The 20,578-nt window shown below is 73.5% G+C and carries 22 protein-coding genes; 11 read left to right on the forward strand and 11 right to left on the reverse strand.

Going from position 1 to position 20,578, the window contains the following annotated elements:
- Positions 1-69: 69 nt before the first annotated feature.
- Complete coding sequence (locus IE172_RS24495) at positions 70-1,410, forward strand: NsdA family TPR-like regulatory protein (protein WP_190099466.1); 1,341 nt, start codon at positions 70-72, stop codon at positions 1,408-1,410.
- A gap of 1 nt (position 1,411) precedes the next feature.
- Here the strand turns inward: IE172_RS24495 and IE172_RS24500 are convergent, their stop codons facing one another.
- Positions 1,412-2,461: a porin PorA family protein gene (locus IE172_RS24500; protein WP_190099467.1), complete on the reverse strand. Its 1,050-nt coding sequence runs from the start codon at positions 2,459-2,461 to the stop codon at positions 1,412-1,414.
- A gap of 340 nt (positions 2,462-2,801) precedes the next feature.
- Here IE172_RS24500 and IE172_RS24505 point away from each other — a divergent pair, with 340 nt between their 5' ends.
- Entirely contained in the window at positions 2,802-3,347 is a 546-nt protein-coding gene (locus tag IE172_RS24505; RefSeq protein WP_190099468.1) for an NUDIX hydrolase, read from the forward strand.
- A 54-nt stretch (positions 3,348-3,401) separates the two neighbouring features.
- Here the strand turns inward: IE172_RS24505 and IE172_RS24510 are convergent, their stop codons facing one another.
- Complete coding sequence (locus tag IE172_RS24510; RefSeq protein WP_190099469.1) at positions 3,402-4,262, reverse strand: 3-hydroxybutyryl-CoA dehydrogenase; 861 nt, start codon at positions 4,260-4,262, stop codon at positions 3,402-3,404.
- Positions 4,263-4,429: 167 nt separating this feature from the next.
- Here IE172_RS24510 and IE172_RS24515 point away from each other — a divergent pair, with 167 nt between their 5' ends.
- Positions 4,430-5,689: a glycoside hydrolase family 10-like protein gene (locus tag IE172_RS24515; protein WP_190099470.1), complete on the forward strand. Its 1,260-nt coding sequence runs from the start codon at positions 4,430-4,432 to the stop codon at positions 5,687-5,689.
- 33 nt (positions 5,690-5,722) lie between these two features.
- Here the strand turns inward: IE172_RS24515 and IE172_RS24520 are convergent, their stop codons facing one another.
- Together IE172_RS24520 and IE172_RS24525 are read right to left on the reverse strand one after the other, a co-directional pair.
- On the reverse strand, positions 5,723-5,926 hold the full coding sequence (locus IE172_RS24520; RefSeq protein WP_190099471.1) for a DUF1918 domain-containing protein: 204 nt from the start codon (positions 5,924-5,926) through the stop codon (positions 5,723-5,725).
- A 12-nt stretch (positions 5,927-5,938) separates the two neighbouring features.
- Positions 5,939-6,856: a DMT family transporter gene (locus IE172_RS24525; protein WP_190099472.1), complete on the reverse strand. Its 918-nt coding sequence runs from the start codon at positions 6,854-6,856 to the stop codon at positions 5,939-5,941.
- Between IE172_RS24525 and IE172_RS24530 the strand changes: the two genes are divergently transcribed.
- The 3 genes from IE172_RS24530 to IE172_RS24540 all read left to right on the forward strand — a co-directional run bounded on the left by IE172_RS24530 (position 6,855) and on the right by IE172_RS24540 (position 9,496).
- On the forward strand, positions 6,855-8,291 hold the full coding sequence (locus tag IE172_RS24530; RefSeq protein WP_190099473.1) for an aminotransferase-like domain-containing protein: 1,437 nt from the start codon (positions 6,855-6,857) through the stop codon (positions 8,289-8,291). The two genes, IE172_RS24525 and IE172_RS24530, sit on opposite strands and share 2 nt — an antisense overlap.
- Positions 8,292-8,331: 40 nt before the next feature.
- Complete coding sequence (locus IE172_RS24535; RefSeq protein WP_190099474.1) at positions 8,332-8,769, forward strand: GNAT family N-acetyltransferase; 438 nt, start codon at positions 8,332-8,334, stop codon at positions 8,767-8,769.
- A gap of 133 nt (positions 8,770-8,902) precedes the next feature.
- Positions 8,903-9,496 (forward strand): histidine phosphatase family protein, encoded by a 594-nt coding sequence (locus IE172_RS24540; RefSeq protein ID WP_190099475.1) that lies wholly within the window; start codon positions 8,903-8,905, stop codon positions 9,494-9,496.
- On the opposite strand, the gene IE172_RS24545 is transcribed toward IE172_RS24540, so the two are convergent.
- Together IE172_RS24545 and IE172_RS24550 are read right to left on the reverse strand one after the other, a co-directional pair.
- Positions 9,478-9,918 (reverse strand): DUF6314 family protein, encoded by a 441-nt coding sequence (locus IE172_RS24545; RefSeq protein ID WP_190099476.1) that lies wholly within the window; start codon positions 9,916-9,918, stop codon positions 9,478-9,480. The genes IE172_RS24540 and IE172_RS24545 overlap by 19 nt on opposite strands.
- 297 nt (positions 9,919-10,215) lie before the next feature.
- Positions 10,216-10,767 carry a DoxX family protein gene (locus IE172_RS24550; RefSeq protein WP_190099477.1) on the reverse strand — a complete coding sequence of 184 codons (552 nt, stop codon included), beginning with the start codon at positions 10,765-10,767 and terminating at the stop codon, positions 10,216-10,218.
- Positions 10,768-10,975: 208 nt separating this feature from the next.
- On the opposite strand from IE172_RS24550, the gene argC reads away from it, so the two are divergent.
- The 5 genes from argC to IE172_RS24575 are packed head-to-tail and all read left to right on the forward strand — an operon-like array spanning position 10,976 to position 15,827.
- Complete coding sequence (argC, locus tag IE172_RS24555) at positions 10,976-12,004, forward strand: N-acetyl-gamma-glutamyl-phosphate reductase (protein ID WP_190099478.1); 1,029 nt, start codon at positions 10,976-10,978, stop codon at positions 12,002-12,004.
- Positions 12,001-13,152 (forward strand): bifunctional glutamate N-acetyltransferase/amino-acid acetyltransferase ArgJ, encoded by a 1,152-nt coding sequence (argJ, locus tag IE172_RS24560; RefSeq protein ID WP_190099479.1) that lies wholly within the window; start codon positions 12,001-12,003, stop codon positions 13,150-13,152. The genes argC and argJ overlap by 4 nt, the downstream gene beginning before the upstream one ends.
- A complete protein-coding gene (argB, locus tag IE172_RS24565; protein WP_190099480.1) occupies positions 13,149-14,051 on the forward strand; it encodes an acetylglutamate kinase in 903 nt (300 codons plus the stop codon). Before argJ ends, argB begins: the two co-directional genes overlap by 4 nt.
- Before the next feature lie 8 nt (positions 14,052-14,059).
- On the forward strand, positions 14,060-15,268 hold the full coding sequence (locus tag IE172_RS24570; RefSeq protein ID WP_190099497.1) for an acetylornithine transaminase: 1,209 nt from the start codon (positions 14,060-14,062) through the stop codon (positions 15,266-15,268).
- A 7-nt stretch (positions 15,269-15,275) separates the two neighbouring features.
- Positions 15,276-15,827 (forward strand): arginine repressor, encoded by a 552-nt coding sequence (locus IE172_RS24575; RefSeq protein WP_190099481.1) that lies wholly within the window; start codon positions 15,276-15,278, stop codon positions 15,825-15,827.
- A 145-nt stretch (positions 15,828-15,972) separates the two neighbouring features.
- On the opposite strand, the gene IE172_RS24580 is transcribed toward IE172_RS24575, so the two are convergent.
- The 5 genes from IE172_RS24580 to IE172_RS24600 form a co-directional block, all read right to left on the reverse strand.
- Complete coding sequence (locus IE172_RS24580) at positions 15,973-16,710, reverse strand: FAD:protein FMN transferase (RefSeq protein WP_190099498.1); 738 nt, start codon at positions 16,708-16,710, stop codon at positions 15,973-15,975.
- Positions 16,711-16,765: 55 nt separating this feature from the next.
- Positions 16,766-17,557, reverse strand: a complete 792-nt coding sequence (locus tag IE172_RS24585; RefSeq protein ID WP_190099482.1) for an FMN-binding protein — start codon at positions 17,555-17,557, stop codon at positions 16,766-16,768.
- A 52-nt stretch (positions 17,558-17,609) separates the two neighbouring features.
- Positions 17,610-18,992, reverse strand: coding sequence for a ferredoxin reductase family protein (locus tag IE172_RS24590; protein WP_190099483.1), 1,383 nt, complete (start codon positions 18,990-18,992; stop codon positions 17,610-17,612).
- A 76-nt stretch (positions 18,993-19,068) separates the two neighbouring features.
- Positions 19,069-19,773 carry a L,D-transpeptidase family protein gene (locus tag IE172_RS24595; protein WP_190099484.1) on the reverse strand — a complete coding sequence of 235 codons (705 nt, stop codon included), beginning with the start codon at positions 19,771-19,773 and terminating at the stop codon, positions 19,069-19,071.
- 3 nt (positions 19,774-19,776) lie between these two features.
- Positions 19,777-20,364 (reverse strand): pyridoxamine 5'-phosphate oxidase family protein, encoded by a 588-nt coding sequence (locus IE172_RS24600; RefSeq protein ID WP_190099485.1) that lies wholly within the window; start codon positions 20,362-20,364, stop codon positions 19,777-19,779.
- Between the last annotated feature and the right edge of the window lie 214 nt (positions 20,365-20,578).

Genomic DNA, 20,578 nt, shown 5'->3' on the forward strand with positions numbered 1-20,578 from the left:
GCACTTCGTTCACACCCCGTGTGAGCGGCCGGCCACTAGTCTGTCCGCACCGAGCCAACGGGGGCCCGCATGCAGCCCAACACTCTGCTCGACGCGATCCTGGACGAGGCCGGCGTCTCGCACGCCGGGCTGGCCGCCCACGTCAACCAGGCAGGACGGGCGCGCGGCCTGTCCCTGAGGTACGAGCACACCGCCGTCGCGCGGTGGCTGAAGGGGCAGCGGCCCCGTGGCCAGGTGCCCGACCTGATCTGCGAGGTGCTCGCCGCCCGGCTGCGCCGCCCGGTCACCCTCGACGACATCGGTCTCGGCGTGCCCGGCGAACCGGCCGCCCCGCACACCGGCTCGCTCCACGGGTTCGTCGAACGGGCCCCCGCGCTGTGGCGCTCCGACCAGCAGTGCCGCCCGCACCTGCGGGACGCCCCCGCCGTCACCGGCACGCCCGCCGTGATGCCCGTGTGGGAGTGGGAGAACCCGCCCGAGGACGTCGATGTCTCCCGCGGCGGCCGGCACCGGGTCACCCCCGCCGACCTCGACCTGCTGCGCGCCGCCCGCACCCACTACGAGCAGCTGTACCGCAAGGCGGGCGGGGTGGCGACCCGCGCCCGGATCGTCGGATTCCTCAACAGCGAGGCCGCCCCCTTGCTGCGCGGCGGCTGCACCGACGCCACCGGCCGGCAGCTGCACCGGGCCACCGGCGGCCTGGTCGCGATCGCCGGCATCTGCGCGTACGACTCCGACGCGCACGGACTCGCCCAGCGCTACTTCCACCAGGCGCTCCGGCTGGCGAAGGCCAGCGGGGACCAGGGGCTCGGCGCCTACGTCATCGCGCTGCTCGTCAACCAGTCGCTGTTCACGCGGGAGTACCGGCAGGCCGTCGCCTTCGCCGAGGCCGCGCTGCGCGCCGCCGGCACCCGCATCACCCCGGCCCTCGCCTCCGACCTGTACGCGATGCAGGCCAAGGCGTACGCACACCTGGGTGACGGCACGAGCGCGCTGTCCCGCATCCGGCGGGCCGAGCAGTCCGCCGAACGCATCCGGCGCGGACACGAACCCGACGAGACCGGTTACGTCCAGCCCGGCCTGGTCAACGTCCAGGTGGCGGAGGCGCTGCTGAGCCTCGGCGAGCTGGCGGCGGCCGGGGAGCACGCCGCGGCCGCCGTGGACACCCCCGCGCACGACCGGGGCCGGGTGCACCGGCTGGCCCTGCTGAGCACCGTCGAACTGCGCCAGGGCAACGCCGACCGGGCGGTGGCCCTCGCGGTGCAGATGGCCGAACAGGCCCGGGGGATGGAGTCGCGGCGGCTGCGCGACAGGCTCCGCGCGGTGCGGGAGCACCTCGTGCGCAGCGGCTGCGCCGGCACCGCCGAGGCGGCCGAACGCATCGACGGCGCCCTGCGCGTACCGCTGTGACCTACCGGCGCTGCGGCGTCCGCGGCTCGGCGGACGGTTCCGCGCCGGGCCGGCGCTCGCCCTCACCGGCCCGGCGGCGGGCGCCGCGGAGTGCGAGGAGCGCCAGGACCAGGCCGAGGACGAGCAGGCCGAGCGGTGCGCCGGTGCTCAGCAGCCACAACAGGCGCGCGGTGCCGGCGGCCTCGTCGGCCTGCTTCTCCACCGACGCCTCGGCTCCCCGGACGCTGACGTCGGTCACGGGGAAGAGCGTCACCGGTCCGTGCTCGCCCGCCGTCCGGGCGAGCACCGTCTGGTGCAGCGCGCCGTCCAGGGACAGACCGGTGTCCGCGTCGACCCACGCGCGCCGCTCGGTGGTGGAGGTGTAGGTGAGCGCCACGGTCTCCGGCAGGGCCGCCAGCACGGCCGCGTCCGGGCGCCGGTCCGCGGGCAGGGCGGCGGCGAGCCCCGCCACGACCTGCCGGGGCAGCGCGGGGGGCAGCGCCTTGGTGGTGGCGGGGTCGGCGAGCGCCCCGTCGGCCTTGACGACGTACACGTACGCCTCGCGGCCGGACACGGTCTCCGTCCGGTCGTAGCGGGCGGGCACCGCCTTCCGTGTGCCGGTGTCCCAGAAGCGGTAGTCGCGCCGCTCGGGCTCCAGGGGCCAGGAGATGACCAGGCCCTCGTGCTTCCCGGCGCCGGAGCCCGCGGGGGCCGGACGTTCCGTCAGGTCGCGGCGGTCCACCGCCCAGACGTCCTCGGAGGAGTTCAGCCTGGTTCCGTCGCGCCCGCGCAGGACGACGCCGTCCGCGACGACGGCGGTCCGGCCGCTGGTGTCCCGCACCTCGACGCTCCGGTCCAGGATCACCGGCAGGTCCGCGAGGAACGCCTCGGAGAGGTCACCGGTCTCCAGCGCCGGCGGATTCAGCAGGGTGGCGCTGCCCTCGAAGCGGAACGTGGTCCTGGTGTCGTCGGGCACCTGGTGCAGTGCGGGGTAGACCGAGAACCGCGTGAGGGCCGAGGCGGCCACCAGGACCACGGCCGATCCGGTCAGAATCCAGCTGCTCTTGCGCATGGCCTCTCCTTGGTGCGGTGTCCGGCCCGCACCCGCGGGCCGCCCGCTGCTTAGCGAGCGCTAGGTCAAGGTAGGAGCGGCGGCTGACACCGTCAACACCTGTGAAACAAGGGGAATGACGGTCTTCCAGATGCTTAGCGAGCGTTAGGTCAGTGGCGCGGCGACGGGCTGGAGCCCTGCTCGTCCCTGTTCATCCGGGACACCGCAGCCCAGGGCCGTCATGGCCGCCGTGCGCCGCCGCCGCGCCCCACCGCTGCGCCGTGGGCGGCGACCGTACGCCTGCTGCGGGCGCGGTCGGTGCTGCGATATTGCCACTCACTCGTCGGAAGGTGGCAGAACCGTGCAATGGACGAAACGGAACGAACAGCCTGTGTACGCAAACCGCTGGTTCAGCGTCAGTCTCGCGGATGTCGAACTCCCGGACGGCCGGCACCTCGACCACTTCCTCATACGGCTGCGCCCCGTCGCCGTCGCCACGGTGGTGAACGAGAACAACGAGGTCCTGCTGCTGTGGCGGCACCGCTTCATCACCGACAGCTGGGGCTGGGAACTCGCGGCCGGCGTCGTCGAGGACGGCGAGGACATCGCCGGGGCCGCGGCGCGGGAACTGGAGGAGGAGACCGGCTGGCGGCCGGGCCCCCTGCACCATCTCATGAGCGTGGAGCCGTCCAACGGCCTCACCGACGCCCGGCACCACGTCTACTGGGCCGACGAGGGCGAGTACGTCGGACACCCGGTGGACGACTTCGAGTCGGAACGCCGCGAGTGGGTGTCCCTGAAACTCGTCCCCGACATGGTCGCCCGCGGAGAGGTCCCGGCCACCACCATGGCCGCCGCGTTACTCCTGCTCCACCACCTCAGGCTCGGCCCGGACGGCAGGCCATGACGCGCGGGGGCCCGGCACCGTCACGGTGCCGGGCCCCCGGGGCGTTCCGCGGCCTCAGGCGTAGGAGTAGAAACCGGAGCCGCTCTTGCGGCCCAGCCGGCCCGCGTCGACCATGCGCTGGAGCAGCGGGGGAGCGGCGTACAGGGGCTCCTTGTACTCCTCGTACATCGAGTACGCGACCGACGCCACCGTGTCCAGACCGATCAGGTCGGACAGCTTCAGCGGGCCCATCGGGTGCGCGCAGCCCATCTCCATGCCGTTGTCGATGTCCTCACGGCTGGCAATGCCCGACTCGAACATCCGGATCGCGGAGAGCAGGTACGGGATCAGCAGCGCGTTCACCACGAAACCGGAGCGGTCCTGGGCGCGGATCGCGTGCTTGCCCAGCACCTTTTCGGTGAAGACCTGGGCGCGGCTCAGCGTCCCCTCGGACGTGGTGAGCGCCGGGATCAGCTCGACCAGCTTCTGCACCGGGGCCGGGTTGAAGAAGTGGATGCCGATGACGTGGTCCGGCCGGGAGGTGGCGACCGCCAGCTTCACCAGGGGGATGGAGGAGGTGTTGGAGGCCAGGATCGCGTCCGGCCGGGTCACGACCTGGTCCAGCACCTGGAAGATCTCGGTCTTGACCTGCTCGTTCTCGACGACGGCCTCGATCACGAGGTCACGGTCGGCGAACTCGCCGAGGTCGGTGGTGAAGCTCAGCCGGGCCTGGGTGGCCTCCAGCTCCTCCGCGGAGATCTTGCCGCGCTCGGCCGCCTTCGACAGGGAGCTGAACAGCCGGGTACGGCCGAATTCCAGGGCTTCGCCGGTGGTCTCGGCGACCTTCACGTCCAGGCCGGCACGGGCGCACACCTCGGCGATACCCGCGCCCATCTGGCCGCAGCCCACCACTCCGACGCGTTCGATGTCGGTCACATCGTCCCTTTCGCTTCTGCTTACGGCTGTGGCAGGGTGCCGGGTCCCGGGTCCTGCTCCGTTCGTGCACGTTACTCCGAAGTATCGATGATCGATCGCGGGGGTGGGGCATCCTGGGCCGCGGACCGTGCCCGACCAGCCGGTTCGACGAGCTACGAGGGAGTGCGATGGGGCGGGTGTCACGCAGGGGCTTCGCGGCGCTGGCGCTGGCCGGGCTGGCGGCCGTGCCCCGGGCGTCCGCGGCCCCGGGGCAGGCACCGGACCGGACCGGCGGCCGAGGAGGAGGCGGCGGCGCGGCGGCCGGTGAGATGCGCGGCATGTGGGTGGCCACCGTCACCAACCGGGACTGGCCGTCCCGGCCGGGTCTGAGCGCCGCCCGGCAGCGCGCCGAGCTGACCGCCCTCCTCGACGCGGCCGTGCGCGCCCGGCTCAACACCGTGATCTTCCAGGTGCGGCCCACGGCCGACGCCCTGTGGCCCTCGCCCCACGAGCCCTGGTCGCAGTACCTCACCGGCGCCCAGGGCGGGGACCCCGGCTGGGACCCGCTCGGCACGGCCGTCGAGGAGGCCCACGCCCGCGGACTGGAGCTGCACGCCTGGTTCAACCCCTACCGCGTGGCCCTGCACGCCGACCCCGCCCGGCTGGCCGCCTCGCACCCGGCGCGCCGCAACCCCGGCTGGGTGGTGACGTACGGGGGCAAGCTCTACTACGACCCGGGGCTGCCCGAGGTCCGCGCCTTCGTCCGGGAGGCCATGCTGGACGCGGTGCGCCGCTATCCCGTCGACGCGGTCCACTTCGACGACTACTTCTACCCCTACCCGGTGGCCGGCCAGACCTTCGACGACGACCGCGCCTACGACACCCACGGCGGCGCCTTCCCCGACCGTGCGGCCTGGCGGCGGGACAACGTCGACCGGCTGGTGCGGGAGACGGCCGCCGGGATCAGGGCGATCCGGCCCGGCACCCGCTTCGGCATCAGCCCGTTCGGCGTGTGGCGCAACGCGGAGACGGACGAGCGGGGCTCGCGTACCCGCGCGGGTGTGCAGACGTACGACGACCTGCACGCGGACACGCGCACCTGGGCGCGGGAGAACTGGATCGACTACGTCTGCCCGCAGCTCTACTGGAACATCGGCTTCGCCCCCGCCGACTACGCCGAGCTGCTGCGCTGGTGGTCCGGCGTCGTCGAGGGCTCCGGAACCCGCCTGTACGCGGGGGAGGCGCTGTACAAGGCGGGCGACTCCGCGCAGCCGGCGGCCTGGCAGGATCCCGCCGAGCTGTCCCGCCACCTCACGCTGGCGCGCGAGCACCCGCGGGTGGGCGGGCACGTCTTCTTCGCCGCGCGTGAGGTGACGGCCGACCGGATCGGGGCGATGGCGCGGGTCGTCGCCGACCACTACCGCAAGCCGGCGAAGCCGCCGCGCTGATCCGCCGCGGCGGTTTCGCCCCCCGCGGCGGCTCTACCGCTGCCGGGTGGTCGTGGTCCGGTGCCGGATCTCGGTGTCGGGGCCGGGTGAGCACACGCCCTCGTGTCCGTCCTCGAAGCGGACGCGGTAGGGCGGGGTCCCCGCCTCGCCCATCACTTCGACGATCTCACCGACCTTGTCGTGCTGGCCGACCACCCTGCCGTGCTGGACAAGCTGGTCACCCGTGGTTGCGCGCATCGGGGCCTCCTCTCAACCGCGTGCCCGCTGGGTGACGGCGATGCACACCAGCACCGCCGCGGCCGTCAGCGGGGCGGCCACCGTCAGGTGCTCGTTCAGCAGCAGCACCGACCACACCAGTGTGAGCAGCGGCTGGGCGAGCTGCAACTGGCTGGCCTTGGGGATGCCGATGGCGGCCATGCCCCGGTACCAGACGATCAGCCCGAGGAACTGCGAACCCGCCGCCACCCACAGCAGACCGGTCACGCTGTGCGCGGTCAGCCGCACGGGCTCCGCGCCCAGCGCGAACGCGGCGGCGGGCAGGGTGAGCGGAAGGCACATCACCAGCGCCCAGCCGATCACCTGCCAGCCCGGCATCACCCGGGCCAGCCTGCCGCCCTCGGTGTATCCGGCCGCGCACACCAGCAGCGCCGCGAAGAGGTACAGGTCGGCCGTGGTCAGCGCGCCGCCGCTCTGCTGCACGGTGAACGCCAGCACGGCGGCCGCTCCGGCGAGGGCCGCCGTCCAGAAGGTGCGCGAGGGGCGGGATCCGACCCGCAGCGCGGACAGCAGGGCCGTGGTCAGCGGGAGCAGTCCGACCACGACGGCAGCGTGGGCGGTGGTCGAGGTCCCGAGCGCCAGGGTCGTGAGCAGCGGGAAGCCGACCACGACCCCGCCGCCGACCACCGCCAGCCCCGTCCAGTGCCGGCGTTCCGGCAGGGGAACGCGCAGCGCGAGCAGACAGCCGCCGGCGATCAGCGCCGCGAGCACACTGCGCACGGCCACCAGTGACCAGGGCCCGAAGCCTTCGAGACCCCAGGCGGTGGCCGGGAAGGTGAGGGAGAAGGCGACGACGCCGAGGGCGGCCTGCAGGGTGCCGAGACCGCGGCCGTCCCGCCGGGCGGGAACTGCTATCGCCGACGAGGCGGTAGCGCTACTCTGTGCTCTCATGCATGAGCGTAGCAGTGTGGGTGAACTGGCGGAACAGCTGCGGAGGGAGCTCGACCGCTACTCTCCGGGCGGAAAGCTCCCCTCCAGTCGCTCCCTGGTGGAGCGGTACCGGGTGAGCCCCGTGACCGTCTCCCGTGCGCTGGCGGTGCTCGCCGCCGAGGGCCTGGTGGTCACCCGGCCCGGCTCCGGTGCCTTCCGCGCCCAGCGCGGCGCCCCGGCCGCCCCCGCGGGCGACACGTCCTGGCAGGAGGTCGCCCTCAGTGCCGACGGCGCCGCCGACCTCGTGCCGCGCTCGGTGGACGCCTCCGGGGTGCTGGTCTCGCTGGCCGCGCCGCCGCCGGGGGTGATCGAGTTCAACGGCGGCTACCTGCACCCCTCCCTCCAGCCGGAGCGGGCCATGGCGACGGCACTCTCCCGGGCCGGACGCCGGCCGGGTGCCTGGGGGCGGCCCCCGATGGAAGGGCTGGCGGAGCTGCGGGAGTGGTTCGCGCGGAGCATCGGCGGACCGGTCACGGCGGCCGGGGTGCTGGTCACGGCGGGGGGACAGTCCGCGCTGACCACCGCCCTGCGCGCGCTCGCCCCGCCGGGCGCGCCCGTGCTCGTCGAGTCACCCACCTACCCCGGCATGCTGGCCATCGCCCGCGCGGCCGGCCTGCGCCCGGTCCCCGTCCCGGTGGACGCGGACGGCGTACGGCCCGCGCTGCTCGCCGACGCGTTCCGGGCGACCGGTGCCCGGGTCTTCGTCTGCCAGCCGCTGTTCCAGAACCCCACCGGCGCCGTGCTCGCCCCCGAGCGGCGCGGCGAGGTGCTGCGCATCGCCCGCGAGGCCGGGGCGTTCGTCGTCGAGGACGACTTCGTGCGCAGGCTGGTGCACGAGGACGCGGGCCCCCTGCCGCGGCCGCTCGCCGCCGACGATCCCGACGGGGTGGTGGTGCACGTCTGCTCGCTCACCAAGGCCACCTCGCCCAGTTTCCGGGTGAGCGCCCTGGCCGCGCACGGGCCGGTGCTGGAGCGGCTGCGGGCGATCCAGGTCGTCGACACCTTCTTCGTGCCCCGTCCGCTCCAGGAGGCGACGCTGGAACTCGTCGGCTCGCCCGCGTGGCCGCGCCATCTGCGCGCGGTCTCCGCCGCGCTGCGGGCCCGCCGCGACGCCATGACCGCCGCGCTCCGCCTGCGGCTGCCCGAACTCGCCCTGCCGCACGTCCCGTCCGGCGGCTACCACCTGTGGCTGCGGCTGCCCGAGGGCACCACGGAACCCGCCCTGACCACCGCCGCCCTGCGCGCGGGCGTCGCCGTCACCCCGGGCCGGCCCTACTTCGCCGCCGAACCCCCGGCCGGTCACCTCCGCCTGAGTTTCGCGGCGGTGGCCGGCGCCGGTGAGATCGCGGAAGGCGTGCGGCGCCTGCGCACCGCCTGCGACGACCTGCCGGGATAAGTGTTCGACGCCGCCCGCCGGGCCTGGCACCATCCCCGGCATGACCGACACCCCGCGCCTGCCCGAGGGCTACGAGATCTCCACCGACCCCGCCAGGATCGACGCGGCCCGGGTGCACGGGTGGCTGTCGACCGACGCCTACTGGGCCCTGGGCCGCTCCCGGGAGAAGCAGGACGGAGCGATCGGCGGCTCCCTCAACTTCGGCGTCTACGACTCCCTCTCGGGGGAGCAGGTGGCGTACGCCAGGGTCGTCACCGACCGGGCCACCTTCGCCTGGCTGTGCGACGTGTACGTCGACCCGTCGGTGCGGGGCAAGGGAGTCGGCACCGCCCTCGTCGCGGCCGTACGCGAGGAGGTGGGGTCCTACGGCGTGAAGCGCGCCATGCTGGCCACCCACGACGCGCACGGTGTCTACGCCAAGCTGGGGTTCCGCCCGCTGGAGCGGCCCGACCACTGGATGGTGCTCCCCTTCGAGTGAGGGGACGGACCTGCCCGGCCCACGGACCCGCCCGGCCGGCCCCGCGCCCACACCGAGTGAGGGGGAATGTGCGCACGGTGACGGCGGGACGGCACCCCTTGACCAGCCGACCCCGGCGACTGACGATCGCGGCATGGCACTTCGGGTCACGTTCGTCGCCGCCGCGGGGAGCTCCTCGGTGCTCGCCGAGCGCTTCGAGGACGTCCGTCCGCTGGACCAGGCCGGATGGAACGAGGTGCAACGGGCCGCGCCCGAACTGCTGCCGCTCGCGGCGGCCGATCTGCGCTACTGCTCCCCGGCCCCGCGCAGCCGCGCCACCGGGGAGGGGCTGGGATACGCGCCGCTGGTGCAGCTCGCCCTGCGCGACTGCGACATGGGCCGCTGGCGGGGACTGACCCTGGGCGAGGCGATGGCCAGGGAACCGGGAGCCGTGGACGCCTGGCTCGCCGACCCGCGGGCGACACCGTACGGCGGGGAGTCGCTCCTGGACTTCATCGGCCGGGTGGGCGGCTGGCTCGACACCCGGCCGGCCGACGGCGACTGCACGGTCGTCGCCGTGGCCGAGCCCTCCGTGATCCGGGCTGCCCTGGTGTACGTGCTCAAGGCGCCGCCCGCCACGTACTGGAGCATCGACGTGCGCTCGCTGTCCACGATCAGCGTGGCCGGCCGGGCGGGCCGCTGGAGCCTGCGTGTGGAAGGGGCCGGCGCTCAGCCCACGCGCGCGTAGTCCGTGCCGAGTTCGAGATCCTTGGCGGGGCCGCGCACCCGCCAGAGAGTCCGCCAGTGGCCGGCGTCGCGCACGGTGAACTCGCCCCGGTAGAGATCCGCCGCGCAGGGGTGATCGGCGACGTACCGGCCGGTGACGAGGTCCAGGTCGTGGAACGGGCGTCCGTCGGCGAACCGTACGTCCGCCGTGCCTCCCGGGCCGGGCAGGAAGCGCAGGGTCCGGGCGGCGGGCCGGGTGACGCCCCGCCAGGTGAAATCGCCGGACTCCTCGTGCAGCAGGCCACCGCCCTCCAGCGGGCCGAAAACGACCGCCCCGGCGAAGTGCCCGCGATCCCCGCTCGCGAGGTCCCGCACGGTCCGCCGCACCCGCCAGCGGCCGCTCAGGTAGGGCAGCACCTCCGGCACCGGCCAGAACTCGCCCATCACGCCCCCTTCCCGCGTCTCTCCGCCGTCGCACGACCCAGGGACGTGCTCCTGCCTCCTCCCTATCTTGCCGTTCGAGGTGCTGACCAGTGGCCGACATCGCGAACGCATCGGTGTCCCTCTCCCGGGAGAGCCGCCGAGTGCCATGTCACGCACCGCCCGCGGAAACGCGCCCGCCTCGGACCCGGTCTCACCGCGACCGCGCTCCCGTCAAGCAGCGGCAGGGGGCCGGGCGGGGGCCGCCGTCACGGAGACGGCGGCCCGCACCCCGCGCGGACCGGGCAAGCGCCCGTCGGGTCAGTGGCGCAGCAGCAGGGTGACGCCGGCCACCACCGCGCCGAGCACGACCGCGGCGACGCCGTACGCGAGGCGGTGCGTGCGCAGCCGGGGAAGCATCCGGTCCACCGCGATCCGGCCGGGGCCGGTCAGGGCGAGCGCCACCGCGGCCAGGGCGATGAGGAGTTCGTACTCCACGCCCTCCGGGGCGAAGAAGCCGCCGCCCCACTTCACGGCGATCGCGTTGACCAGCGTGCCGGCGACGGCCGCCGCGGCGAGCGGGGTGAACAGGCCGAGCGCGAGGCCCAGCCCGCCGAGGGTCTCGGTGAGCCCGGCCACCACGGCGAACGCCTCGGGCGAGGGGTAGCCGAGGGACGCGAAGAACATCCCGGTGCCCTCGACGCCGCCCCCGCCGAACCAGCCGAACAGCTTCTGGGCGCCGTGCGCGGCCATGGTCAGACCGAGCGCGAGGCGCAGGACCAGCAGGCCGATGTCGTAGGCGCGGGTGGGGACGGCGGGGGCGTCCGGACCGGATGCCGCGGTGGAGCGGGACAGGGTGGTGGGACTGGCCATGGGGGGACTCCTCGGAAGGGGACGGCGGGACGGTGGGGGTGCCGGCGCGGCAGTGCGCGACGACCCGTCCCGGCAAACTTGAAGCTTCAAGCTAAACCAGTCGGCAGCTTACTTCAACTTTCAATCAGTGGGCGGGTGCTCGACCGGGCCCGACGTTGCATAAACCTGCATGCATACGTATAGTCATGCCATCAAGGAGGAGGTTGTCGTGAGCGTACGGGTGGCTGTGGCCGGAGCCAGCGGATATGCGGGTGGGGAGCTTCTGCGCCTGCTGCTGGCACACCCCGGAGTGGAGATCGGCGCGCTGACCGGGAACTCCAACGCCGGGCAGCGGCTCGGGAGCCTGCAGCCGCACCTGGCGCCGCTCGCCGAGCGGGTACTGGAGGCGACCACGGCCGACATGCTCGCCGGACACGACGTCGTCTTCCTCGCCCTGCCGCACGGGCAGTCGGCCGCCGTCGCCCAGCAGCTCGGGCCCGAGGTGCTCGTGATCGACGTGGGCGCCGACCACCGGCTCACCGACGCCGCCGACTGGGAACGCTTCTACGGCTCCCCGCACGCCGGCACCTGGCCCTACGGCCTTCCCGAACTGCCGGGCGCCCGCGCCGCGCTGGAGGGGTCCAAGCGCATCGCGGTGCCCGGTTGCTACCCGACCGCCGTCTCGCTGGCCCTCGTCCCGGCCTACGCGGCGGGGCTCGCCGAGACGGAGGCGGTGATCGTCGCCGCCTCCGGCACTTCCGGCGCGGGCAAGGCGGCCAAGCCGCACCTGCTGGGCAGCGAGGTCATGGGTTCGATGTCGCCCTACGGCGTCGGCGGCACCCACCGGCACACCCCCGAGATGATCCAGAACCTTAGCGCCGCGGCGGGGGAGCGGGTCTCCGTCTCCTTCACGCCGACCCTCGCGCCCATGCCCCGCGGCATCCTCGCCACCTGCAGTGCCAAGGCACGGCCCCAGGTCACCGCCGAGTCCGTCCGGGCCGCCTACCGGAAGGCGTTCGCCGACGAACCCTTCGTCCGACTGCTCCCCGAGGGCCAGTGGCCCGCCACCGCGTCCGTCCACGGCTCCAACGCCGTGCAGATCCAGGTGGCGTACGACGAGGCCGCGGGACGGATCATCGCGATCAGCGCCATCGACAACCTGACCAAGGGCACCGCGGGCGGTGCCGTCCAGAGCATGAACATCGCCCTGGGTCTCGACGAGACCACGGGACTGACGACGATCGGAGTTGCGCCGTGAGTGTGACGGCAGCAAAGGGATTCACGGCGGCGGGCATCGCCGCCGGGATCAAGGAGAACGGCAACCCCGACCTGGCCCTCGTGGTCAACAACGGACCCCGCCGCGCCGCCGCCGGCGTCTTCACCTCCAACCGCGTCAAGGCCGCACCCGTGCTCTGGTCCGAGCAGGTCCTCAAGAGCGGCCGCCTGTCCGCCGTCGTCCTCAACTCCGGTGGCGCCAACGCCTGCACCGGACCCAAGGGCTTCCAGGACACCCACGCCACCGCCGAGAGGGCCGCCGAGGTGCTCGGCACCGGCGCGGGCGAGATCGCCGTCTGCTCCACCGGGCTCATCGGCGTCCTGCTCCCCATGGACAAGCTGCTCCCGGGCGTCGGGGCCGCCGCCGCCCAGCTGTCCGAGCACGGCGGCGAGAAGGCCGCCATCGCCATCAAGACCACCGACAGCGTCCACAAGACGTCCGTCGTGACCAAGGACGGATGGACCGTCGGCGGCATGGCCAAGGGCGCCGGCATGCTCGCCCCCGGCCTCGCCACCATGCTGGTCGTCCTCACCACCGACGCCGACCTCGGCTCCGAGGTGCTCGACCGGGCCCTGCGCGACGCCACCCGGGTCACCTTCGACCGCGTCGACTCCGACGGCTGCATGTCCACCAACGACACCGTGCTGCTGCTCGCCTCCGGCGCCTCCGGGATCACCCCCGGCCACGAGGAGTTCGCCGAGGCCGTACGGGCCGTCTGCGACGACCTGGGCAAGCAGCTCATCCGCGACGCCGAGGGCGCCAGCAAGGACATCAAGGTCGAGGTGGTGGGCGCCGCCACCGAGGACGACGCCGTCGAGGTGGGCCGCTCCATCGCCCGCAACAACCTCCTCAAGTGCGCCCTCCACGGCGAGGACCCCAACTGGGGCCGCGTCCTCTCCGCGATCGGCACCACGAAGGCCGCCTTCCGGCCCGACGAACTCAACGTCGCCATCAACGGCGTCTGGGTGTGCAAGAACGGCGGCGTCGGCGAGGACCGCGACCAGGTCGACATGCGCTACCGCGAGGTGCACATCGTCGCCGACCTCGCCGCCGGTGACGCCACCGCCACCATCTGGACCAACGACCTCACCGCCGACTACGTCCACGAGAACAGCGCGTACTCGTCATGAGCGGCACCAGGAAGCACACCGCGCTGCCCAAGGCGCAGATCCTCGTCGAGGCGCTGCCCTGGCTGACCCGGCACCACGGCAAGACCGTCGTCATCAAGTTCGGCGGCAACGCCATGGTCGACGAGGAGCTGAAGGCCGCCTTCGCCCAGGACGTCGTCTTCCTGCGGCACGCCGGCCTCAAGCCGGTCGTCGTGCACGGCGGCGGCCCGCAGATCAGCCGGGCCCTGGAGACCCACGGCATCGTCAGCGAGTTCAAGGCGGGCCTGCGCGTCACCACCGAGGACGCCATGGACGTCGTACGCATGGTGCTCGCCGGGCAGGTGCAGCGGGAGCTGGTCGGGCTGCTCAACCGGCACGGACCGCTCGCCGTCGGCCTCACCGGCGAGGACGCCCACACCCTGACCGCCACCAAGCACCAGCCCCGGATCGACGGAGAGCTGATCGACATCGGCCGGGTCGGCGAGATCACCGAGATCGACACGGGCGCCATCGAGGCACTGCTCGCCGACGGCCGCATCCCGGTCGTCTCCTCCATCGCCCGCTCCCAGGACGATCACCATGTCTACAACGTCAATGCTGATACGGCGGCTGCGGCACTCGCTGCTGCACTGGGCGCCGAAACCCTCATGGTCCTCACGGACGTCGAGGGACTCTACGAGGACTGGCCGCACAGCGACGAGGTGATCAGCCGTCTCACCGCGTCCCAGCTCGAGAAGCTCCTGCCGGAGCTGTCCTCGGGCATGGTGCCGAAGATGGAGGGCTGCCTGCACGCCGTGCGCAACGGAGTCACCACCGCCCGCGTCATCGACGGCCGGGTCCAGCACTCGATCCTGCTGGAGATCTTCACGGACGAGGGCATCGGCACGATGGTCGTGCCCGACGAACAGGGGGAGTCGTGAGCAACGCCGTGAACAACCGGGAACTGACCACGCGGTGGCAGGGCGCGCTCATGAACAACTACGGCACCCCGCGCCTGCCGCTGGTACGCGGCGAGGGCGCGCGGGTGTGGGACGCCGACGGCAGGGAGTACGCCGACTTCGTGGGCGGCATCGCCGTCAACGCCCTCGGCCACGCCCACCCGGCGGTCGTCGAGGCCGTGAGCCGGCAGATCGCCTCCCTCGGCCACGTCTCCAACCTGTTCGTCGCCGAACCGCCCGTCGCGCTCGCCGAACGGCTCGTCCAGCTCTTCGGCCGCGAGGGCAGGGTCTTCTTCTGCAACTCGGGCGCCGAGGCCAACGAGGCCGCCCTCAAGATCGGCCGGCTGACCGGGCGGACCCACATGGTCGCCACCGACGGCGGCTTCCACGGCCGCACCATGGGCGCCCTCGCGCTCACCGGGCAGCCCGGGAAGCGGGAGCCGTTCCTGCCGCTGCCCGGCGACGTCACCCACGTGCCGTACGGCGACGCTCAGGCGCTGGCCGCCGCCGTCACCGACGAGACGGCCCTGGTGATCATCGAGCCCGTGCAGGGGGAGAACGGGGTCGTGGTCCCCCCGCCCGGATACCTGAAGGCGGCTCGCGCGATCACGGCGGCCACGGGCGCGCTGCTCGTCCTGGACGAGGTGCAGACCGGGATCGGCCGGACCGGGAACTGGTTCGAGTACCAGGCGCACGACGGCGTGCTCCCGGACGTCGTCACGCTGGCGAAGGGGCTCGGCGGCGGACTGCCGCTCGGCGCCACCGTCGCCTTCGGCCGCGCCGCCGAGCTGCTGCGGCCCGGCCAGCACGGGACGACCTTCGGCGGCAACCCCGTCGCCTGCGCCGCCGGACTCGCCGTTCTCGACACCATCGAGAGCGAGGGACTGCTGGAGAACGTCAAGCAGCAGGGCGAGAGACTGCGCGGCGGAATCGAGGCGTCCGGCCACGCCCTGGTCGACCACGTCCGGGGCGCGGGCCTCCTGCTGGGTATCGTGCTCACCGAGCCGCTCGCGCCCCAGGTGCAACAGGCGGCTCAGGACGCCGGATTCCTCGTGAACGCGCCGGCCCCCGATGTCGTTCGGCTCATGCCGCCGCTGACCCTCGGGGACGACGCGGTGGACGCCTTCCTCGGGGCGCTGCCCGGCATCCTGGACGAGGCCGGTACGGCGGCGGGTGGGGCAGGACGATCCGGAGAATGAGACGACGATGAGCCAGCAGCAGGACCAGGACCAGGACCAGGGTCAGCAGGCCGGCCCCGCCGTACCGCAGACGCGCACCGCACGTCACCGCCGGATCGTGGACATCCTCAACCGGCAGCCGGTGCGGTCGCAGAGCCAGCTGGCGAAACTCCTCGCCGACGACGGTCTGAGCGTCACCCAGGCGACGCTCTCCCGGGACCTGGACGAGCTGAACGCGGTGAAGATCCGCAACACCGACGGCGACCTGATCTACGCGGTACCGAGCGAGGGCGGATTCCGCACCCCCCGGGCGCCGCTGGGCGGCTCCGCCAAGGAGGAGCGGATGCGGCGGCTCTCGCAGGAGCTGCTGATCTCCGCGGAGGCGTCCGCGAACCTCGTCGTCCTGCGGACCCCGCCGGGGGCGGCGCAGTTCCTGGCGTCGGCGATCGACCAGGCGGAACTGCACGACATCCTCGGCACGATCGCCGGCGACGACACGTTGCTGCTGATCAGCAGGGAGCCGACGGGAGGGCAGGCCCTGGCGGACCACCTGCTGCGCCTGGCACAGAACGGCCACTGACCGCTCCGCGGGGGGCGGGGGGCGGGGGCCGGGTGCGGCGTCTGCGGGCCGTCGGGGGCCGGTCGCGCGGTTCCCGCGCCCCTGGGGTGACGGCAGCTCCGCCGGCCGAGCGGTTCGCCGCCCCCTCACCCGGGCGAGGCGCAGCTCAGCCCAGCCACCCGGCCAGGCCCCCGGTGCACCGCACCTCGTCACCCGCGGTGATCAGCAGCCCTTCGACCCCCGGCAGCGACTCCAGCCACCGCAGGCCCTCCCGCGACCCCATCGCGAACGCCGCCGTGGCCCAGCAGTCCGCCCACGTCAGCCGCGGCGCCACCACCGTCACCGCCACCAGGTCGGTCACCGCCGGCCGTCCCGTGCGCGGGTCGACGATGTGGTCCCCCCGCTCGGCGGTGCCGGACGTCGCGACGGCCACCTCGTCCGCACCGGCCGCGGAGACCACGGCGGCGAGCCCGCCCGGCCGCAGCGGATCCGAGACCCCCACCCGCCAGGGCCGTCCCGCCCCCGGCGCACCCAGCAACTGCACGTCCCCGCCGCCGTTGACGCTGACCCCCGACGCCCCCGCGGCGGCGAGCCGCCGCGCGGCCCGCTCGGTGGCCCACCCCTTGACGATCCCGGTGGGGTCCAGCCGGCCCCGGTGGCGCGCGCTGAACCAGCCCTCGCTCACCCGCTCCGCCTCCGCCGCCAGTGCCAGCACCTCGGCGACCTCCGGATCGCACTCCTCGACGCCCAGCTCCCCGCGCGCCAGCCGGGAGATCTGGCTGTCCTCGCGGTACGTGCTGAACACCTCGTCGACCCGGTGCAGCCCCGCGACCGCCTCCCGCACCGCCGCGCGCACCGTGTCCGGTTCCCCGCCGCGGACGTCGAGGGAGAAGACGGTCCCCATCGTCTCCTCCGCATGACGCACCGCGGCGGGAGCCTCGGCCGGTCCGGCCACCGTGTCAGCCACCGGCCTTGTCCAGCGCCGACTGGAGGGACTGTTTGTACCCGGCGCTGGTGTACGTGGCTCCCGACACCGCGTCGATGTCCGCGCTGCCGGCCGTCACCGCGGCCTGGTTGAGCTTCGGCACGGCGTTGGAGGTGATCTGATCGCTCTGGCCGCCCTTGGGCGTCCGGACCGCCTCCGCCTTGGTGATCTTCCCGCCGCTGACGGTGATCCGGACCTGCACCGGCCCGTACTGCGTCTGCGCCGCGTCCCCGGTGACCGTCCGCGCCCGGTCCTCACCGGCGTCACTGCCGCCACCCGCGCCGCCACCGTCACCCGTGCCGCCGCCCGGGCCCCCGGCCGCCCGTGCCTTGTCCAGCGCCGACTGCAGCGACTTCTTGTACCCGGTGCTGGTGTACGTGGCTCCCGAGACCGTGTCGATGTCCGCGCTGCCGGCCGTCACGGCCGCCCGGTTGAGCTTCGGCACGGAACGGGAGGTGACCTGGTCGCTCTGGCCGCCCTTGGGCGCCTGCACCGCCTCCGCCCGGGTGATCCTGCCGCCGCTCACCGTCAGCCGTACCTGCACCGCGCCGTACTGGGTGCTCACCGCGTCCCCGGTGACCGTGCCGTCCCCGATGGGCTGCGCACCGCCCTGCGGGGACTGGGCCGCCGCGGGCGGGGCCGCGCCGCCCGCCGCCTGGGCCGCGCCCGGATCGGACGCCGGCTTGAGCGACAGCAGCAGCACGATGCCGGACACGGTGGCGGCGGTCGCGAGCACGGCGCGCCGGACGGGGTGACTCTTCCTCATCGCTTCTCAAGCTCCTGACGGGTGTGGATGACCCGGTTCGATGGCCCGTCGCTCACATCTCGAACGACTCGTGATGGATACGGCGGGCGGGGACCCCGGCGCCGCGCAGTGCTTCGTACACCGACTGTGCGAAACCGGGCGGCCCGCACATGAAGACGTCGTGGCGGTCGACGTCCGGGATCTTCCGCCGCAGGCTGTCGGCCGAGATGTCCGGGCGCTCCCCGTCGGGGCTGTTCACCGCGTACATCAGGCGTGCGCCGCGCTCATCGGCGATCTTGGCCAGCTCGCCCCAGAGCGCCAGGTCCTGCGTGCTGTTGGCCCGGTAGAGCAGCGTGATGTCACCGGCGGCGCCGGGAAGCGTCTCGAACAGGGCCCGCATCGGCGTGATGCCCACCCCGCCGGCCACCAGCAGCACCTTGCCCCGGCTGCGGCGCTGCGCGGTCAGCGCCCCGTACGGGCCCTCCGCCCACACCCGCGTGCCGGGCTCCAGCTCGCGCAGCCGGGAGGTGTGGTCGCCGATGGCCTTCACGGTGATCCGCAGCATGTCGGGGCGGGGCGCCGCCGACAGCGAGTACGGGTGGGAGCTGAAGCGCATCCCGGGTGCCAGGAACCGCCAGCGGAAGAACTGCCCGGCCTCCGCGCCCATCCGGTGCAGCCTGCGCCCGCTGATCAGCACGGACACGATGCCCGGCGTCTCCTCGATGACCGCCGCGACCCGCATCCGGTGCCGCAGGTTGAGCCGCACCGGGGTGATGATCCGGTACCACAGGACCAGCGCGGTCACCACGCCGTACAGCCCGTACCAGAAGGTCTTCGCGGCCGGCTCGACGGCGAACTCGTTGCCGGTGGTGATCTGGTGCCAGAACGTCAGGAACACCGCCGCGTACGTCAGCAGGTGCACGTGGTACCAGCCGTCGTAGGGCAGCCGGCGCCGGACCGGGCCGATGGAGAGGAACGCGATCACGAACAGCAGGCCGGTGCCGGTCGCGGCCTTGCCCATGTCCGGCAGCGTGCTGATGGACGTGACGGTCTGCTGCACGATGTCGCCGAGGCTCCGGCCGGCCTGGCGGGCGTATCCCCACATGATGAGGAAGACGTGCGCGACGACCAGGCTGACGGTGTACCGGCCGCTCATCGCGTGCCAGCGGGCGACCCGGTCCGACCCCACCCGGCGTTCCAGCGCGGGTACCCGCGCCATCTGGAGCACCACCAGCGCCATCAGATAGCCGCCGAGCAGACCGGTGATCCGGCCGGCGGCGATGATCTTCTGGGTGGTGTCCGCGAGCGAGGGCGTACTGGACCACCACAGCCACAGCACGGCCACCGCGCCCGCGCCCACGGCGAGCAGCAGGGGCACGGCGGGGGAGCGGCGGGGACGGATGCGGCGCATCGTCTGTCGGCGTGCGGCACGGCCGCCGGCGAGCGTGGTGGTCACGGTTCCTCCGTGGGGACTTGACCCTTGGCCCACACATACGTGCCGTCACGCGGCGGCGTTCAGAGGAGATCCGGGTTCAGTACCGGGTGATCGCCGTGGGCCCGCTCGTGGTGCCGATCGCGAGGTGGGGTGCCCGCCCGGGATCGGCCCAGCGCAGGATCGTCCGCATCGCCTCGCCGGGCACGGACACGCATCCCGCCGTCGCCCCGCGTCCGTTGACGTGCAGGAAGATCCCGGCGCCCCGTCCGCGTACCGGGCCGTGGTAGTTGAAGTCGACGACGAGGGCGTGGGCGTACTGCGCCCGGTAGGTGATCAGGTGCTCGGCCCGGGAGGCGCGGCAGTCCGCGGCCAGGGGCTCGGTCCAGCGGTTGTAGGAGCGCGAGTCGTTGTCCTGGCACCACCAGGAGTCCTGGCGCACGGGCCGGTAGGTGTACGTCGTCCCGCTGGGCGCCGCCTCGATGCCGAAGGCGTACGGCAGGCCGTAGATCCCCGTCGGTGTGGTGTCCGTGCCCTGCCGCCGGGCGGAGCCCTCGGTCAGTCCCTTCGCCCCGAAGCGGGCCGGCGCGGAACCGGCCGCCACCCAGCGCCCGTCCCCGCGGTCCCACCAGGTGAGCGTCCCGCTCGTGGAACCGGTGCCGGCCGCCACCGCGGTGATCAGCTGGGTGCCGCCCCCGGTGTCCGCCATCCGGTCCGGGAGCGGCGCCGACGGCTGCCCGCCGGTGCCGGGGGCGAGCAGCGACAGGGAGAGCAGGACGGCGGCGGAGGCGGCACCCGTGAGCATGGCTCAGACGGTAGACGGGGGCAGCGGCAACGGCAGCCCGGGCAGTCCGTCCAGGCTGGTCGCGATGTGCTCCTTCTTGGTGAAGTACGCGTCGAGCGAGGCGTCGTCCTCCCGGGCGAACCGCTTCCCGTGCAGGTCCCGTTCGCTCTCGTACGCCATGAAGGGCACCGCGTAGCCGCAGGTGTCGCGGATCAGTTCGGCCGTCACGACGACGACGGCACGCAGACCGTGGGCGGTGTGGTCGATGCCGGGGAAGCGGGCGAGGAGTCCGGGGAAGCGCGGGTCGTCCCGGAAGACGGGCTCCCCGCGGCCGTGCACGCGCACGATGTTCGGCGGCCCCTGGAAGGCGCACCACATCAGGGTGATGCGGCCGTTCTCCCGCAGATGGGCGATGGTCTCGGCGTTGGAGCCGGCGAAGTCGAGGTAGGCCACGGTGAGCTCGTCCAGGACCGCGAACGACCCCTTGAGCCCCTTGGGGGACAGGTTGACGGTGCCGTCGGCGGACAGGGGGGCGGTGGCGGTGAAGAAGACCGGCTGCTCCTCGATGAACGTGCGGAGGCGGCCGTCTATGCGCTCATGAGTCTTTCCCATGCCGGACCATTATGGGCGCGAATCTTTCGACTGTCTAAGGAAATGCCGTGGCCGCCCCGGCCGGCGTGTGTACGGGGCGGCCACGGTGCCTGTCACGTCACTCGGTGAGCGTGCAGGCAGCCAGGGAGTCGAGGCCGGCGGGGCGTTCGGCGGTGCGGCCGATGGCGGTGGCGATGCGGTTGATGGCGGCGAAGCGCTTGTCCTCCAGGGGGCC

This window comes from Streptomyces griseoflavus (assembly GCF_014649995.1).
Lineage (GTDB): Bacteria > Actinomycetota > Actinomycetes > Streptomycetales > Streptomycetaceae > Streptomyces > Streptomyces griseoflavus.